Annotated in this window: 19 protein-coding genes; all 19 read left to right on the top strand. The window is 66.8% G+C overall.

Going from position 1 to position 13099, the window contains the following annotated elements; translation table 11 throughout:
• Window positions 1-770: 770 nt before the first annotated feature.
• The 19 genes from PSED_RS06345 (at window position 771) to PSED_RS06255 (ending at window position 13079) form a co-directional block, all read left to right on the top strand.
• Window positions 771-1160, top strand: a complete 390-nt coding sequence (locus tag PSED_RS06345; protein WP_143770382.1) for a hypothetical protein — start codon at window positions 771-773, stop codon at window positions 1158-1160.
• A gap of 34 nt (window positions 1161-1194) precedes the next feature.
• On the top strand, window positions 1195-1464 hold the full coding sequence (locus PSED_RS06340; RefSeq protein WP_143770381.1) for a hypothetical protein: 270 nt from the start codon (window positions 1195-1197) through the stop codon (window positions 1462-1464).
• Between the two features lie 14 nt (window positions 1465-1478).
• A complete protein-coding gene (locus PSED_RS06335; protein WP_013673425.1) occupies window positions 1479-2294 on the top strand; it encodes a DUF7178 family protein in 816 nt (271 codons plus the stop codon).
• 22 nt (window positions 2295-2316) lie between these two features.
• On the top strand, window positions 2317-2616 hold the full coding sequence (locus PSED_RS06330; RefSeq protein ID WP_013673424.1) for a hypothetical protein: 300 nt from the start codon (window positions 2317-2319) through the stop codon (window positions 2614-2616).
• A 51-nt stretch (window positions 2617-2667) separates the two neighbouring features.
• Window positions 2668-2976, top strand: a complete 309-nt coding sequence (locus PSED_RS06325) for a hypothetical protein (protein ID WP_013673423.1) — start codon at window positions 2668-2670, stop codon at window positions 2974-2976.
• Between the two features lie 185 nt (window positions 2977-3161).
• Entirely contained in the window at window positions 3162-3731 is a 570-nt protein-coding gene (locus PSED_RS06320) for a hypothetical protein (RefSeq protein WP_013673422.1), read from the top strand.
• Window positions 3697-4668: a hypothetical protein gene (locus PSED_RS06315; RefSeq protein ID WP_143770379.1), complete on the top strand. Its 972-nt coding sequence runs from the start codon at window positions 3697-3699 to the stop codon at window positions 4666-4668. Before PSED_RS06320 ends, PSED_RS06315 begins: the two co-directional genes overlap by 35 nt.
• 140 nt (window positions 4669-4808) lie before the next feature.
• Window positions 4809-5393, top strand: coding sequence for a hypothetical protein (locus PSED_RS06310; protein WP_013673420.1), 585 nt, complete (start codon window positions 4809-4811; stop codon window positions 5391-5393).
• 96 nt (window positions 5394-5489) lie between these two features.
• Window positions 5490-6077: a hypothetical protein gene (locus tag PSED_RS06305; protein WP_013673419.1), complete on the top strand. Its 588-nt coding sequence runs from the start codon at window positions 5490-5492 to the stop codon at window positions 6075-6077.
• Window positions 6078-6110: 33 nt separating this feature from the next.
• A complete protein-coding gene (locus PSED_RS06300) occupies window positions 6111-6668 on the top strand; it encodes a hypothetical protein (RefSeq protein WP_013673418.1) in 558 nt (185 codons plus the stop codon).
• Window positions 6669-6674: 6 nt separating this feature from the next.
• The gene (locus tag PSED_RS06295) at window positions 6675-7490 is read left to right on the top strand and encodes a hypothetical protein (protein WP_013673417.1); all 816 of its coding nucleotides are present in this window, start codon (window positions 6675-6677) and stop codon (window positions 7488-7490) included.
• A gap of 42 nt (window positions 7491-7532) precedes the next feature.
• On the top strand, window positions 7533-7916 hold the full coding sequence (locus tag PSED_RS06290; protein ID WP_013673416.1) for a hypothetical protein: 384 nt from the start codon (window positions 7533-7535) through the stop codon (window positions 7914-7916).
• Between the two features lie 115 nt (window positions 7917-8031).
• A complete protein-coding gene (locus tag PSED_RS06285) occupies window positions 8032-8463 on the top strand; it encodes a hypothetical protein (RefSeq protein WP_013673415.1) in 432 nt (143 codons plus the stop codon).
• 119 nt (window positions 8464-8582) lie between these two features.
• A complete protein-coding gene (locus PSED_RS06280) occupies window positions 8583-8849 on the top strand; it encodes a hypothetical protein (RefSeq protein WP_013673414.1) in 267 nt (88 codons plus the stop codon).
• A gap of 116 nt (window positions 8850-8965) precedes the next feature.
• Window positions 8966-10216 (top strand): phosphoadenosine phosphosulfate reductase domain-containing protein, encoded by a 1251-nt coding sequence (locus PSED_RS06275; RefSeq protein ID WP_013673413.1) that lies wholly within the window; start codon window positions 8966-8968, stop codon window positions 10214-10216.
• 125 nt (window positions 10217-10341) lie between these two features.
• Window positions 10342-10869 (top strand): hypothetical protein, encoded by a 528-nt coding sequence (locus PSED_RS06270; protein WP_013673412.1) that lies wholly within the window; start codon window positions 10342-10344, stop codon window positions 10867-10869.
• 158 nt (window positions 10870-11027) lie between these two features.
• On the top strand, window positions 11028-11762 hold the full coding sequence (locus tag PSED_RS06265; protein WP_143770377.1) for a hypothetical protein: 735 nt from the start codon (window positions 11028-11030) through the stop codon (window positions 11760-11762).
• 4 nt (window positions 11763-11766) lie between these two features.
• On the top strand, window positions 11767-12237 hold the full coding sequence (locus PSED_RS06260) for a hypothetical protein (protein ID WP_013673410.1): 471 nt from the start codon (window positions 11767-11769) through the stop codon (window positions 12235-12237).
• A gap of 41 nt (window positions 12238-12278) precedes the next feature.
• On the top strand, window positions 12279-13079 hold the full coding sequence (locus PSED_RS06255; protein WP_013673409.1) for a hypothetical protein: 801 nt from the start codon (window positions 12279-12281) through the stop codon (window positions 13077-13079).
• Window positions 13080-13099: the final 20 nt, after the last annotated feature.

Here is a 13099-nt window from a genome sequence, read left to right as displayed (position 1 = left end):
GACAAGATCATGTAACGGCAAGGTCACGGCAGCGGCATACCCTCTTGCGGAGTGTCCTAGAGAGGTGTCTAATAGACATGTCAGCAGGACAGCTACCGAGGAGGCGACGAGGACCAGGGCACGGCGTCCCTGCGAGTCGATCACCACGGCGTCTTTCCTGACGACAACAACCATAAGTCCCGTATAGCGCGGGCAGCGGCTTGGGCCGTGCGGACAGCAGCGAATCCGTGCAGAGCAGCGTGAAGAACGACGCGTAGCCAAACGCGCATTTCTTTTCTGGAATGCGTAGTAATTGCGCTTGCAGCTTCGCGACGTAAAGCTCTTGCTATAGAGCGGAGTAGCGCGCATAAATGGCATGCCTGCCACAGGTGTGTCCCCAAGATAAGTCAATGGTGGTCTAGCACCGACAAACGTCGCAATGCGTAGGCGTTCGGGGTTGTCTTAGGCGGTTGCCGACATTGGGTTTCTCTGGCTTGAGAGCGTCGCTCTCGCCTACCCATAGCACACCAAACCCATACGGGCATGGTTCCTTGCGTTGCGCGCTAGACATAACGGCTTATCCCAACAGTGTTTAGAGATTCAGGGAATGTGCCATCGGAACACGCAACCCTCACCACGCGAGTAGTGCCGTATTGCACGGATACAGGATGTGTCCCCTTTGCGGAGATCTCGCAACGGCGAGGGTTGCGCGTTTCGGTGCCAGTTCACAACTGGCCTGAATCGCTGCCAGTCGACCACTTTCGTACACGAAACGGAGTACCGACATGACTATGTCTCTGATCGATTGGTCCGCCCGGATTAGCGCCATGGCGGACGCTCTGTCCGTTCCCGACGGTGGCTTTTCTGTCAAGCCTGACGACGGTTCCGACGTCCGTACCGGCTATGCGGTCGCCGTACACCCGGAACACGAACGCGTTTTCGATGGTCTCGTGACCAGTAACGACCTGCACGAATATATCGGGCAGGCTAAAGACGCTCTTTCGCTGCCCGGTCGCGTTCTCGGCGGATGGCGTGACCCTGCGACCGGTCGCGTCTACCTGGACGTTTCCGTCGTGACTACGGACCTGTCCGAGGCAATGACGCTCGCGCGGGAAACCGCCCAGCTCGCCATTTTCGATTTTTCCGCCATGGAATCCATTCCGGTCACGGTCGCGGCGTGAGTCAGGAGTGAAAACCATGAGTGCAGTTATCGTCATGATCAGCGACGGACAAGCGCGACGCATCGCGTCCGAGTGGCACGGCGGTATGTCGTCAGCTCTGTATTCCCTCGCGTCATCGGGCGCGATTGACCTTGACCGCGTGCGGGACGAGATCTCCCGTGAACTGTGGCAATTGGACGTCGGAGAAGTGCGACGCGAATTGCTTGCCCTGGACAAATACGTACGAACCACCGGCGTGCGTCCCGCACAATCGGGATGGGCCCGCTTGTGGGACGACTCGCCGGTGACCGTGAACCACACCTAAAGGATTGAACTGTCATGCCTGCCCCCAGCGATCACCCATGGTTCCGGGCACACCCCGTGAGCCACGAAAACATCGTGTGGCACTGGGAACAGGCCACACCCGACGAAATCGCGCAAGGAATGCGCTGGTATGCCGACGCGCACCACGTGGCAACCGCCATCGCGAACGGTGACGCCCATCTCGGCGCCGGAATGCTCGCGATTTACTCGCCCCAGCAAGGATGGATCGGCAACGTCCTTAATGCCGCTCGCGTACTGCGCGAGGGTACGGGAATTGGTGGGCCCGGTTCCGGAATGTTCGCCACAACCGGTCAGAAACGCGCCGCTGACCGGTTGCTCGCCGGTGAGCGGTATGAGGACATCCTGAACGGTCCCAAGATCCGCGATTTTGCCCACCTGATCGAGTTCGGCGGAGATCAGGACCCGGACAACCCGCGCGTGGTGATCGACCGGCACGCGCTGTCAGTGGCGCACGGTGGCGCGCTCACCTCCGAGGAGTACGACTCCGCGCCGGTCAACGGGTTCCGTCGCAAGGACGGAACGGTTTCCCGTCGGCAGTACGACCACGTGGTGAGCCTGTACCGCCGTGCCGCGGAGCTGATCTCCGCACGCACGGGAGAACGGGTCTCGGCACACCAGGTGCAGGCCGTGACCTGGCTCGCCCGTCAACGGCTCAACCAGGAAGCCGAACAACGGCGCGGCCCCAACCGGCTGGACAGGGGACGCAACCGGGCCCGCGCGAATTCCGAACGCGCGTGGAACGACTTCCGAACCGTCTACCTGCCCAATCTCGCCAATTGTCCCGGCACGGGCTACCAGTCAGCCGCCTAACGCATCCCGAGTGAGGCTCGCAATGACTGACACGCAACGCCATTCGATTCGGACGACCGTGATTCGGATCGGTGATCTTATCTTCCTGGACAGTTTCTCCGGACTCGTACCGGCCAAGGTGACCGGATACACCCCGCGCGGCGAAATCGCCGTCTTGGTCACCGCTACACGCGGCGCCTACCGACGTGGCGAACACACCACGTTCACCCCAAACGGTTGTGTCCCGCGCGCACACGTGCGCGTGCATTGTGGACAGTTCCGCATTTTCGGCGCGTGGACCTTTGACGGACTGCGCGAGGAATTCCAACCGCGCTGGGCCTGAAGCCCGCTCACGCAACCCCTACCCAGACCGGAAAACGCCAAGGGAGACCACATGTCCACCGACACGGACACCGTCGTTGAGCTCCACTTTCAGTACGCCCAAAACGGCTACGTCATGACTGACGACACCTACGGCGAACAAGACGCCGATAGCGCGGTCGCGTTCACCCGTGACGGGTGCGCGTTCGTCGCCTGCGAACGCGCACCGCGCGGACGTTGGCGCATCGATTCCACCGACGGGGCGCCCACTCCGGTGCCGCTGTCCGCCTACCGCTACCGATTCTCAACCCTGGCGGACGCTGCGGACTACATCGCCAAGAAATGCGGTGCAACCGTCCACCGCGTCGATTCCTGGATCTAACCACAGTCCAGCTCGCCCGGACATGTCACCGATAGTCAGCCCCGTTTCTCGGCGCCCGTTCATGACGGGCGCAGCTCTAACCCGCGCGCAACGATTGCAACGGTCTGATTTTCCGTTGCGGATTGTTCGACTCATCCGCGCGCACGTCATCACCACCGTTTCCGAATCAGTAAAGGAGCTCAACCATGTTCGTGTACGGCGTGTCCCTCACCGATATTCACCACGTCGTACGCGACGTGTCCAGCGCGCTCTACGACGGAAACATCACCGTGCGCACGGGCGAGGATCGCAGCAACCGCGCCGGCCCCCGCGCCACGTTCACCCTCCGCGCCACCGACACGGCAGGCTCCGGCGCCAAGGGAAGCGCGTCCGCGTTCGGCAAGGGCACCGGCCCGAACGGCAGGCGCCGCACGATTTCGGCGTGTTGGCACGCCCACTACGACGTGTTGGCCGAGTTGTTCGCCCGATTCCCGGCCGCTCGTGTGGTCACCGCGATTGCCACCTACACCGCGCCAACCTTCCGTGACCGCGCGCTGGCTACCGCGTCCCGGAACGTCGGCAGTCAGTTGTACCCGGTGACCGCTCCGGACTGCTGCGAATGCAACCACTCCGACTACGTCGACACCTTCGACCAGGTCGCCAGCACCGGTTACGTCGACGACTTCGACTGGATGCCCTCGGGCGACGCGATGCGCCCGAACACGGACGTCGACTACTTCCTTGATCAGCTCGACCGCGTGCTCGCCGAACAGTGACCCCCTTTCCCATCACCTTCGCACATTCACGCAATTCGACCGACGAAAGCGAGCACCCACAATGACCAGCGACCACCCGACCACACTGGACACACTGCGCGCGGAACTCGACCGGGAACGCGCACGGGCCGAGTCTCTGGAGACGGCGAACCGCGTGCAGGCCGCCAGCCTCACCAGCCTCGCCAGGCTCGCGGAGGAACTCCGCTGCCAGGTCGCCGACCTGCACGACGACGCACTGAGCTCGCACCCCATGCCGGTGCAGGGCCTGCGCAACGTCACCGGCCGCATGAACGGCTTGGCGGACACGTTGAGCCGCGCGGCACGCGGCTACTCCGGCGCCCGGACCACAGACATGATCTACCCGATCGTGGACGACGACCTCCGCGCACACGGGTGGACGCCCCGACCGGACCGGGGCCTGGACGGCGTGTTGCCGCCGATCCCGATCACCGAGTTGGGCGACCGGCGCGGCTATGCGCGCGGCTGGCATCGCGGCCCGCAGTGGATCACGTTGTGGTTCACCGGGCCGTGCGCACTGGCCTACGCGGACAGCAGCGACCACGGCCGGCTCACCGACGCCGACGCCGTGCGCGCCGTGATCACCTCCCGCCGGCCGTTGTCCGCGGACGCACTGGCCGAATGGGCAGCGACCCGACAGGAAGCGCACACCGCGCCATTCGACGCCTCGTACGTCCGGGTGTTCGCGCACCTGCGGTCGTCCTGGGGTGGGGGCCTAGTCGTCGATGACCGATGCGACGAACACGGCGCCCCCGCGCCCAACGGGCCCGGTCAGCGCTCCGTGTGGGCCTGCCCAAGCGACCCCGATTTCCGGCTCTCCGTCTGGGGAATCGGCAACGAACCGGCCCACGTCCGCTACTGGGCCGGGCCCGTGGTCGACATGGCCCACCTGGTCCAGATCACCGGCCACTGCCGCTGACCTCCGTCTCTCCTTTCCCGCCGGTCGGCCGTCCCCGTTGACGGTCGGCCGGCGCCCCGTCGTGCGCCGGTTGCCGCCGTACCTCACCACCAGTTCGGCCGGCGCGTCTCGGGCTGGCCGCCGACCCACGGGAGAACTCCATGACCACCCTCGACCTCGCGCACACCGTCGCCGAGCACCTCGGAACCGGGTGGCGCGCCTACACCGGCAAGGCCGACGACGGCTCGGAAGCACACCTCGCCGGACCGAACGATCAGGTCCTCGACCTGATCGACGGCACCACCACCGGCCGCAAGACCGACCAGGGCCGATTGATCATCACCGGTCACCTCGGCTTCCTGCGCAACCACGTCCCGCAGGACCACAAGCAGGACCACAAGATCACCGTCGACCAGGGCAAACCGCCCGACATGATCGCCCACGAGATCCGGCGCCGGCTGCTGCCGAACTACGAGGCCGCGCTGCACGCGGCCCGGGACGAGAAGCACGCCAGCGACGGCATCGCCGCCGCTCGCGAGCAACTCGCCGTGACCGTCGCGGCCCGCCTGGGCGTGCAGCGCCGAGACCAGGCCACCGACTTCCACTTCGGCACGGTCGACGCAGGCGTCCACGGACGCGTCTGCGTGCGCTCGGGCGCGTCCGACTCGGTGTTCACGGTCCGCGTCCCGCACGACCGGGTGGCCGAGTTCGCCCGGCTGCTGGCCACCTTCGGACACCTCACTTGATCACCTCCGGCCGTTCGAGCCGCCTCCGGTGGCCGAACGGCCGGCCTACGCATTCCCGATTCCGCTCGTCACCGGCCTGAAGGGACCGATGCCGCCATGACCACCTCCTTCACCGCCCCCGTGGCGGACATCCTCGACTGCGGCCACCCGCCCACCCCGGACCCCAGCGGGATCGGCACCGGCCGCGCGATCGACCCCACCACCGGCGCCACGAGCTGCTACCCGTGCTCGGACGAACGCGAACGCCACGCGATGACCCGCGCGAACACGTTCGTCGCCTACGTGTCCTCGGCCGGTCGCGCGCTGACCACCTGGCCCGGCGGGCACCTGGCCACGATCGACCCCCACGACGTCCACCAGGTCGGCCGGCGCACTTACACCCCGTCCGGCGGGATGTGGACCCGCTACGTCTGGCACGCCACCGACGTCGACGGAGGCCGCTGGGCCGGCATCAACGGCGGCCCTGGCCTCGTCATCCGCGTCCACCGGTTGCGCGCGTGCACCTGGCAAACCGAGTTCGGCGACGGCCGACCCCCGCGCTACTGCCACCGCCGCGCCACCCACGCCGGCCAGGGCGGCGCCTTCGACCTCTACTGCCGCTCCCACGCCCGCCAGGTCTTCGACCTCTACGGCTGGACCACCACCGCTCTGCCACCCCGCGCACTCGCCCATACCCGCGCCTGAACCCGCGCCACCACACCGAAAGGGGAGTCCCTCGTGTTCGTGAAGTTCTACGACCGCCTCGACCTGTCACGGGCCCACCTGGACGACGTGCTCACCGTGCCCGCCAACCGCGCCAAGGCGCTCGACGTGGCACGGGCCCGCCACCTTCCGCGCCAGTCGCTCACCCGCGCGACCACCCGCATGGGCCTCTGGGGCTACGTCTTCCAACTCGGCGCCGACGTCCAGCTCGGCGCGGTCACCCTGGCCGGCGCCGAGCCCGGACCCGAGAACGTGGTCACGCTGCCGGTCCGCCAGCTCGACCACTACACCACCCCCGGCTTGCCGTTGACCGAGATGGCCGGGCTGCTGGCCGCGGTCGCCGAGGACTACCCGCCCACCGCGCTGACCGCGCTGCTGGCCGACAGCCTCACCAAGGTCCTCGACCTGTGGGCCGACGCCCGCCGCACCGGCCGGACCGCGATCGACATCCGCGACCTCGACCGCGCCGTCACCAGCGAACTCGCCCCCGCCATCCGCGCCTGGCGCACCGGCGACGCCTTCCCACGCCCCCGCCTGGCCGACACGGCCTGGCCCGAACCCGTTCCGAGGTGAACCACCATGCCCATCGACGACCCCACGACCGCAACCCCGTCCGAGATCGACGAAGAGCTCGCCCGGCTCGGTATCGAGCATGCCAAGGCCACCGACACCGTCAACGGGCTCACCGCCCGCGTCCGCCGTCTGGTGAACGACGGCATGGCCGAGTACGCGACCGAGTTGCAGCCCCGGATCGAACAGGCCCGCCAGACGATCGCCGAGTGCGAGGCCGCCGCGCGCCCCCTCGATGCGGAGTTCGAACGCCGGGGCGGCTGGACCCGCGCCTGGCTGGTCCTCAACACCGGAGGCCACGTCCACCGCACCATGCTGTGCCGAACGTGCTTCCCGTCCACGCGGTTCGCCTGGCTCACCCAGTTCTCCGGGCACGACGAGACCGAGATCGTCGAGCAGGCCGGCAAGGCCGCGTGCACCGAGTGCTACCCCAGCGCGCCGGTCGAGGTCCGCAACCGGCCCAGCCGGATCAAGACCCCCGAGCAACTCGCGCGGGAAGCGGAGAAGGCCGAACGCGCGAAAGCCAAAGCCGCCAAAGCGATCACCGCACCTGACGGAACACCCTTACGCACCAAGCAATACGGGCAGATCGACACCGAGTTCACCGCGCGGCGCTCCTACATCGACGCGCTGTCCTACGCCCGGCTCCTGACCAAGCGCAACCTCGCGTTCCACCGCGACACCATCGCCGAGTACCACGAGGATGCGCAGCTCATCCTGGCCGCGCTCGCCGCCAAACACGGCCGGACCGAGGACGACCTGCGCGCCGAACTGGCGCCCAAGGTCGAAGCCAAGTGGAACCGCGAACACCGCAACTGGGGCTAATCGCTCCCGGCAGGCAACCCGTTCTCGCGAAAGGATTCACCGATGCTTCTGGTCGAAACGCTGGAAGACCTGGTGCACAACTACCTCGAAAATCCCGCTCGGCCCGGCTCGGCCGTCGGCAAGGTCAACGCGCAAGACCTGGTCAGCCACGTCGTGCAGCATCTCGCCGAGCGCGGGGTCGACGTGGGATTTCACGACGGCTCACGCCTTACCCTGCCGGGCAACGCGCCCCGCCGCCCGGAGCCCGAGCGGCACCGACTTCCCTTGGTACTCCAGGAAAACGACGACGGGCACGTCCGCATCTACTGCGACGGGCGCGACTGCGTCTGGTCCTGGCCGCTCTACCAGGACGCGAGCGTGCAGACCAACGGCGACACGATCACCATCGCTGTCGAGCATTCCATCCGGCGACACCGCCACTTCTGACCACTCCGGCAACCAGCTACGCACCTCAGCGCGGTGCCCTCCCCAGCACCAACTCGCCACGGAGCGGGCATCGCGCTGCATGGGCTGATACACATCCGAAGGAGCTCGAACCGCCATGACTACCTACGACATTCACGATGCCCGGCAACTCATCGCCGAGATCGACGTCCCCACGGAACGCCCGCGCTGGGCGTGGTGGGCCCCCGGTGACGCCACCCGGAACCACGCCACGCTGATCAACGCAGCACCCAGCGCCAGCATGATCGGTCCCGCGTCTGGCGGCACCTTCCGCGCTCTCGTGATCACGATCGACCTGTTCAGCTTGAGTCCCACCTCGATCGTGATCCCGCGGCCCGCTGCCGACCTAGACCGTTACACCGCCGAGGAATGGCTCTTCCGGCGGTTTCCTGGTGGGTGGTGGGCCGGTGTCCGGCCGCTGCTGGCCGCGCTGGGCTGGACGCCCACGAGCGACCGTGACACCAGCTACCGCAGCACGGACCACCGCGACATCACCGCGGCGGAGCGCGGGCCAGACGCCGCCCGCTAGCACCAGGTACCGCGGTTCCCCGGCCACGCGGTCGGACCACCTACCCGCATCCACGCCACACCGGCCCGCGTCCGCGCGGGCCGGCGATGAGGGGCTGCACGCCTTCCGAGGAGATCATCATGAACAGCGCCGCCAACACCGATCTGTCTGTCGTCGCCGATACGGCCAACCGTGCCGCCATCTTCGAGCCGATGACGAACGAGGACGAACGGCCGACGATCACCGTCGCCGGAGTCCACGTCGCGCTCTACGTCGATCCGGCCAGCCGGCAGTTCCGAGTTTCGATCGATCTCGACGACACCGAGTCGTGGCTGCTGCGCAGCGACAAGGACAGCACGGTTCCACTGCGCATCTGCGTCCAGGGCGACGTCACGTTCGAGGGCTGACAAACCGATCGCGCGAGCGTCGACCCCGCGCTCGCGCCATTCGCGCACCGCCGGACAGCTCCATTGTTCGTCCACTCAGGACATCAAATCGCGTCACGTTAATGAAGAGGTGACTCATGCACGCGTCAACCACCGAAATGCCGGACCTCGCCGCCTATGACGTCATCCTCGTCAACAGCAGCGGCGGCAAGGACTCGCAAGCAATGCTCGATGAGGTCTGTGTCCTCGCCGAGGCCGCGGGAGTTCTCGATCGCATCACGGTCTTGCACTGCGCGCTCGGACACGTCGAGTGGCCCGGTACCAGTGAACTCGCCCGTGCCCAGGCTGGGCACTACGGGGTGCGCTACGAACAACGCCACCGCGAGCAAGGGCTGCTCCTCGACCAGGTTCGCCGCCGCGGGCGTTGGCCTTCGGCCTCGGCTCGCTACTGCACTTCGGATCAGAAGCGAGGTCCTGCAAGGAAACTCATCACGCAACTGGTCGCCGAGCTCGGTGATCTGGGCCGTCCGGCCCGCGTGCTGAACTGCATGGGCCTGCGCGCTGAGGAATCGCGGGCACGGCTGAAGAAGGCTCGCCTGAGCCGTGACGAGGCCGCCAGCAGCGGCCGGCGCACCGTCGACACCTGGCTTCCGATTCACGACTGGACCGAAACCCAGGTATGGCAACGCATCCATGCGTCCGGCGTGCCGTACCACCCGGCCTACGACCAGGGCATGACCCGGCTGTCGTGCTCCCTCTGCGTACTTGCCAGCCGCGCGGATCTCGTTCGCGCCGCGCAACTACGCCCGGAACTGGCTGCCGAGTACGCCGACTTGGAAGCCGAGATCGGGCACCGGTTCCGCAACGACCTGTCCATGGCCGACATCATCCCCGCCGCCGAGCAAGACGCAACCGCGGAATGCACCGAGGAAACAGCCACGATCGACCTCGGCCAGGGCCGACTATGGTGGCCGAGGTTCGAGCGCCAGTCCGACCGTTACGGCACCGTCTTCCTGCTCACCGGCCCGGACGCCGAGGACTACGTCTCGTTCGACAACGCACCCGTCGGACAACCGGGACGACTCGTCGCGATCGTGGTCGAGACCCGCCACTCCGGCCACTGTGGCGACATCGCGCGGTCCCTCGCACCCGTCACGCCCTCGGTCGGTGAGGAGATCACGCTCGGCGCCGGCACGTTGTTCACCGACGCTGATGATGATCTCGGCGTACGCACCGCCATCGGCCTCGTGCCGGACGACGGCCGGGACACCGACTGGCTCGACCCGCGCGCCTTGTACCGCTGCCACAACCAGACCGTGCGGCTCGAACTCCGCATCGGCAGCCACACCAACAAGCGCGCACGTGACACGACGTCACGCGCAGCCTGACAGGCCGGCAGTCGAGTCCGACGCGGGCTAGTCGCCTGGCCGTCATTCACCCACTTTCAGCGTCGCGCACGGGCCTTCGCGTGCGTGCGCGATGCCATAACCCCATGGAGACAGGAGAAAGGATCATGAACGACGTCACCGTGCCCCCGATCCCGTTGTCGCTACAGCACCTCCCGACCGTGGGCGGTCTCGTCGTGCCCTGGGTCACGCCCCGCACGACCGACGGTCGATACCTGTTCGGCTCGGTCGACCGCGAACGAATGGGCCGCGCCTTGCTCAACCGGTGGTGCGGAGTATGTGGCCTGCCACTGGAGCACCGCGCCGTGCTGATGATGCGACTGTCTGACCTACCACGGCAGTGCACGAGCGAGCCAGCGCTACACCCGTGGTGCGCCGCGTACACCAGCGAGTCCTGCCCGATGATCGGCGGACGACTGGAGCACTATCGCTCGTCCCTGCCGCGGCTGGACACGAACATGCTGTCGGCGCCCGACGCGGCGGCCCGCCAAGGCGCTGCTGCCGAACCGTGGTTCGCCGTGTGGCTCGCCGGCTATCGGGTCATCACCGACCACGGCAACCTCGCCGCCTCCTACGCCGGCACGCGGCCCCTGCGTATCCGGCCCATCACCTGGCGCCTGCCGAACATCTTCTAACCCCGCAGACGACCCACACAGATCGCCTGTCCGGCAACGACATCCACACGGAGGACAACATGCAAAGGAGGACACGAACAACTGCCGAACCCCTCGACCTAATGCCCTACGTTTGGTCGTACGGGATGGGCGCGGAATCAACAGCAGGAATCCTCCGCATGCTCACCGATCCGTCTGCTCGACCTGAGACGATCGCGCCCGACTTCTCGAACCTGGTCGTCGTCATCGCCCAGACCGGAGACGAGTGGAGCACCACCGGAATACTGGTCCAGCACTACGTTCTTCCCTTGCTCCGCAAGCACGACGTCCGCCTGGTTGAAGTCGCCCGCAACGGCCCGACCAGAAAGGACGGCGTCGCCGTACTCCAGGACACCCGACAACCGTACCGGCTGCACCTCGACGGGGTGTACAAGCTGTCCCGCGAGAACCGCGTCACCGGCACCATGCCGCAGCTCGGCGGAGTTCGGAAGTGTAGCCAAAAAGCGAAAGGCGCACCGCAGGATGCGTGGCGGGCCAACGAGTTCGGTGACAGGACCTACATTCACGCCATCGGGTTCAACGTCCACGAGGGAACCAGGATCACGCGCGATTCCGCGTATTCCATGGGCGGACAACGCATCCCAACGTACCCGCTCCACGAATGGGGATGGAGCCGACAGGACTGCCTCGACTACCTGTATCGCAAACTCGGCGTGGCGTGGCCGAAAAGCTGCTGCCGACACTGTCCCTACGCTGGCAACAAATCCGGCTGGCCCGAGCAACTCGCACGGTTTGCCGCGCTCCCAACCGAAGCAGCACAGCACATCATCGACGAGTACGTCTGTCTGGCGCTCAACCCTCGATCGGGCCTGTTCGGGCCCGGTAAGTCACCTGATCACGCGACTGCACCGTGACCAGGTGACCGAGCCCATCACCCTCGCCGTCGCCCGCATGAAGACGATGCCGTGGGCCATCTACCGCGTACGCCGGCTCTACTACGCGCCGGCCAACGCGGCCCGGTCCGTGGACAGCGTCCTGCTCGGTGGACACCGCACCGTCCACACCGCGCTGACAGAACTCAGCCGGCTCGTCGACGTCCCGCTGACGAAGAACGAGGAGATCGCCGGAGCACCGGCCCGCGATGGCGATCGAGATACCCACCGCCGGCTGTGGCTTCGCAGACGCTCCGACGGGACTTATCCGACCCAGGAGGAGTTCTACGCGGTCGCTCCCGCCCAGGCGCTGGACAAGGAGCTCGACAGCTTCGCCGACGCCTGGGCCGACCACACCGACGAGGCACTGGCCCGGCTGGAACGCCGCGTCGACACGGCCATCGCCGTCGTACAGCAAACCCTCGTCGAGGGCCAAGGCCGTAGCAACGCGGCCTGAACCGCTCACCGAAATTTCCGATCTCTTGAAGGGATACCGTTATGTCTCGGTTCGACCTGCACCCAGCGCACATCGACGGACTCGTCAACGCCGGCCTGCAATTCGGCCTGATCGGCGTCTTCGACGACCTCGCCCCGGTCGGCCAGATGCTGCTTCAGCAGCACCGACCCCGCCGCTACGTCGAGCAGGAAGACGGAGAGCCGCCGGACTACGTCGCGACGGTGACCGACCGCGCGCTACATCCGATCGCGGTGCTGTGCCTGCTGGAGTGCTACGAGTACCAGACCAGCGGCACGATCGGCTGGCATACAAGCGAGGCGCAAGCCTGGACGAACCGCCTACGCGAGACGGTGCTAACCCGGCTGCCCGCCGAGGCCAAAGCCACTGTGTGCCATGGCGCCGACTACGTCCCCGCCTACCGGCTTCTCGCGGCGTACACCGAGACACCCTGGGGCATCACGGAACTCGACCAGATCCCCGAACTCGGAGACGGCGTCATCGAGGTCCCGGTCGTCCGGAAGGGACTCCGCGCGGAGATCCTGACTGGCCCGATCCACTGCCCGAACAACGGTCTGTCCTCCCGCGTCCGCTACGTGACCATCCTCGGCGTCGGGGAGGAGCGGACGCTGCCCGCGTTCGCCCGGATTTTCGAACCCTCGAACGACGCGCCGGGCGTCTACCTGCTTTTCCAGTACGGCCGCTACGTCGCGCGCCCGGCCGATGCCCCGCCCGGCACGTGGTTCATGGCCTCCGGTGCTCACATCCACACCAGCGATTCCCGCTGGCGCGAGCTGATCGGTCACCGCCTGCCCATCCCGCTGCACGACCGCACAGAGCCCTGATCCGGCCCAGCGCCGGTCAA

This window comes from Pseudonocardia benzenivorans CB1190 (genome assembly GCF_000196675.2).
Taxonomy (GTDB): Bacteria; Actinomycetota; Actinomycetes; order Mycobacteriales; family Pseudonocardiaceae; genus Pseudonocardia; species Pseudonocardia benzenivorans.
The sequence above is the reverse complement of the archived record's forward strand: the minus strand, read 5'-3'. Positions and strand labels throughout refer to the sequence as shown.

Coding starts and splice junctions, on each gene's coding strand:
- PSED_RS06310 (WP_013673420.1), top strand. CDS start 4,809: ATGACCACCCTCGACCTCGCGCACACCGTCGCCGAGCACCTCGGAACC.
- PSED_RS06340 (WP_143770381.1), top strand. CDS start 1,195: ATGATCAGCGACGGACAAGCGCGACGCATCGCGTCCGAGTGGCACGGC.
- PSED_RS06265 (WP_143770377.1), top strand. CDS start 11,028: ATGCTCACCGATCCGTCTGCTCGACCTGAGACGATCGCGCCCGACTTC.
- PSED_RS06285 (WP_013673415.1), top strand. CDS start 8,032: ATGACTACCTACGACATTCACGATGCCCGGCAACTCATCGCCGAGATC.
- PSED_RS06255 (WP_013673409.1), top strand. CDS start 12,279: ATGTCTCGGTTCGACCTGCACCCAGCGCACATCGACGGACTCGTCAAC.
- PSED_RS06345 (WP_143770382.1), top strand. CDS start 771: ATGTCTCTGATCGATTGGTCCGCCCGGATTAGCGCCATGGCGGACGCT.
- PSED_RS06295 (WP_013673417.1), top strand. CDS start 6,675: ATGCCCATCGACGACCCCACGACCGCAACCCCGTCCGAGATCGACGAA.
- PSED_RS06325 (WP_013673423.1), top strand. CDS start 2,668: ATGTCCACCGACACGGACACCGTCGTTGAGCTCCACTTTCAGTACGCC.
- PSED_RS06320 (WP_013673422.1), top strand. CDS start 3,162: ATGTTCGTGTACGGCGTGTCCCTCACCGATATTCACCACGTCGTACGC.
- PSED_RS06335 (WP_013673425.1), top strand. CDS start 1,479: ATGCCTGCCCCCAGCGATCACCCATGGTTCCGGGCACACCCCGTGAGC.
- PSED_RS06280 (WP_013673414.1), top strand. CDS start 8,583: ATGAACAGCGCCGCCAACACCGATCTGTCTGTCGTCGCCGATACGGCC.
- PSED_RS06270 (WP_013673412.1), top strand. CDS start 10,342: ATGAACGACGTCACCGTGCCCCCGATCCCGTTGTCGCTACAGCACCTC.
- PSED_RS06290 (WP_013673416.1), top strand. CDS start 7,533: ATGCTTCTGGTCGAAACGCTGGAAGACCTGGTGCACAACTACCTCGAA.
- PSED_RS06305 (WP_013673419.1), top strand. CDS start 5,490: ATGACCACCTCCTTCACCGCCCCCGTGGCGGACATCCTCGACTGCGGC.
- PSED_RS06275 (WP_013673413.1), top strand. CDS start 8,966: ATGCACGCGTCAACCACCGAAATGCCGGACCTCGCCGCCTATGACGTC.
- PSED_RS06330 (WP_013673424.1), top strand. CDS start 2,317: ATGACTGACACGCAACGCCATTCGATTCGGACGACCGTGATTCGGATC.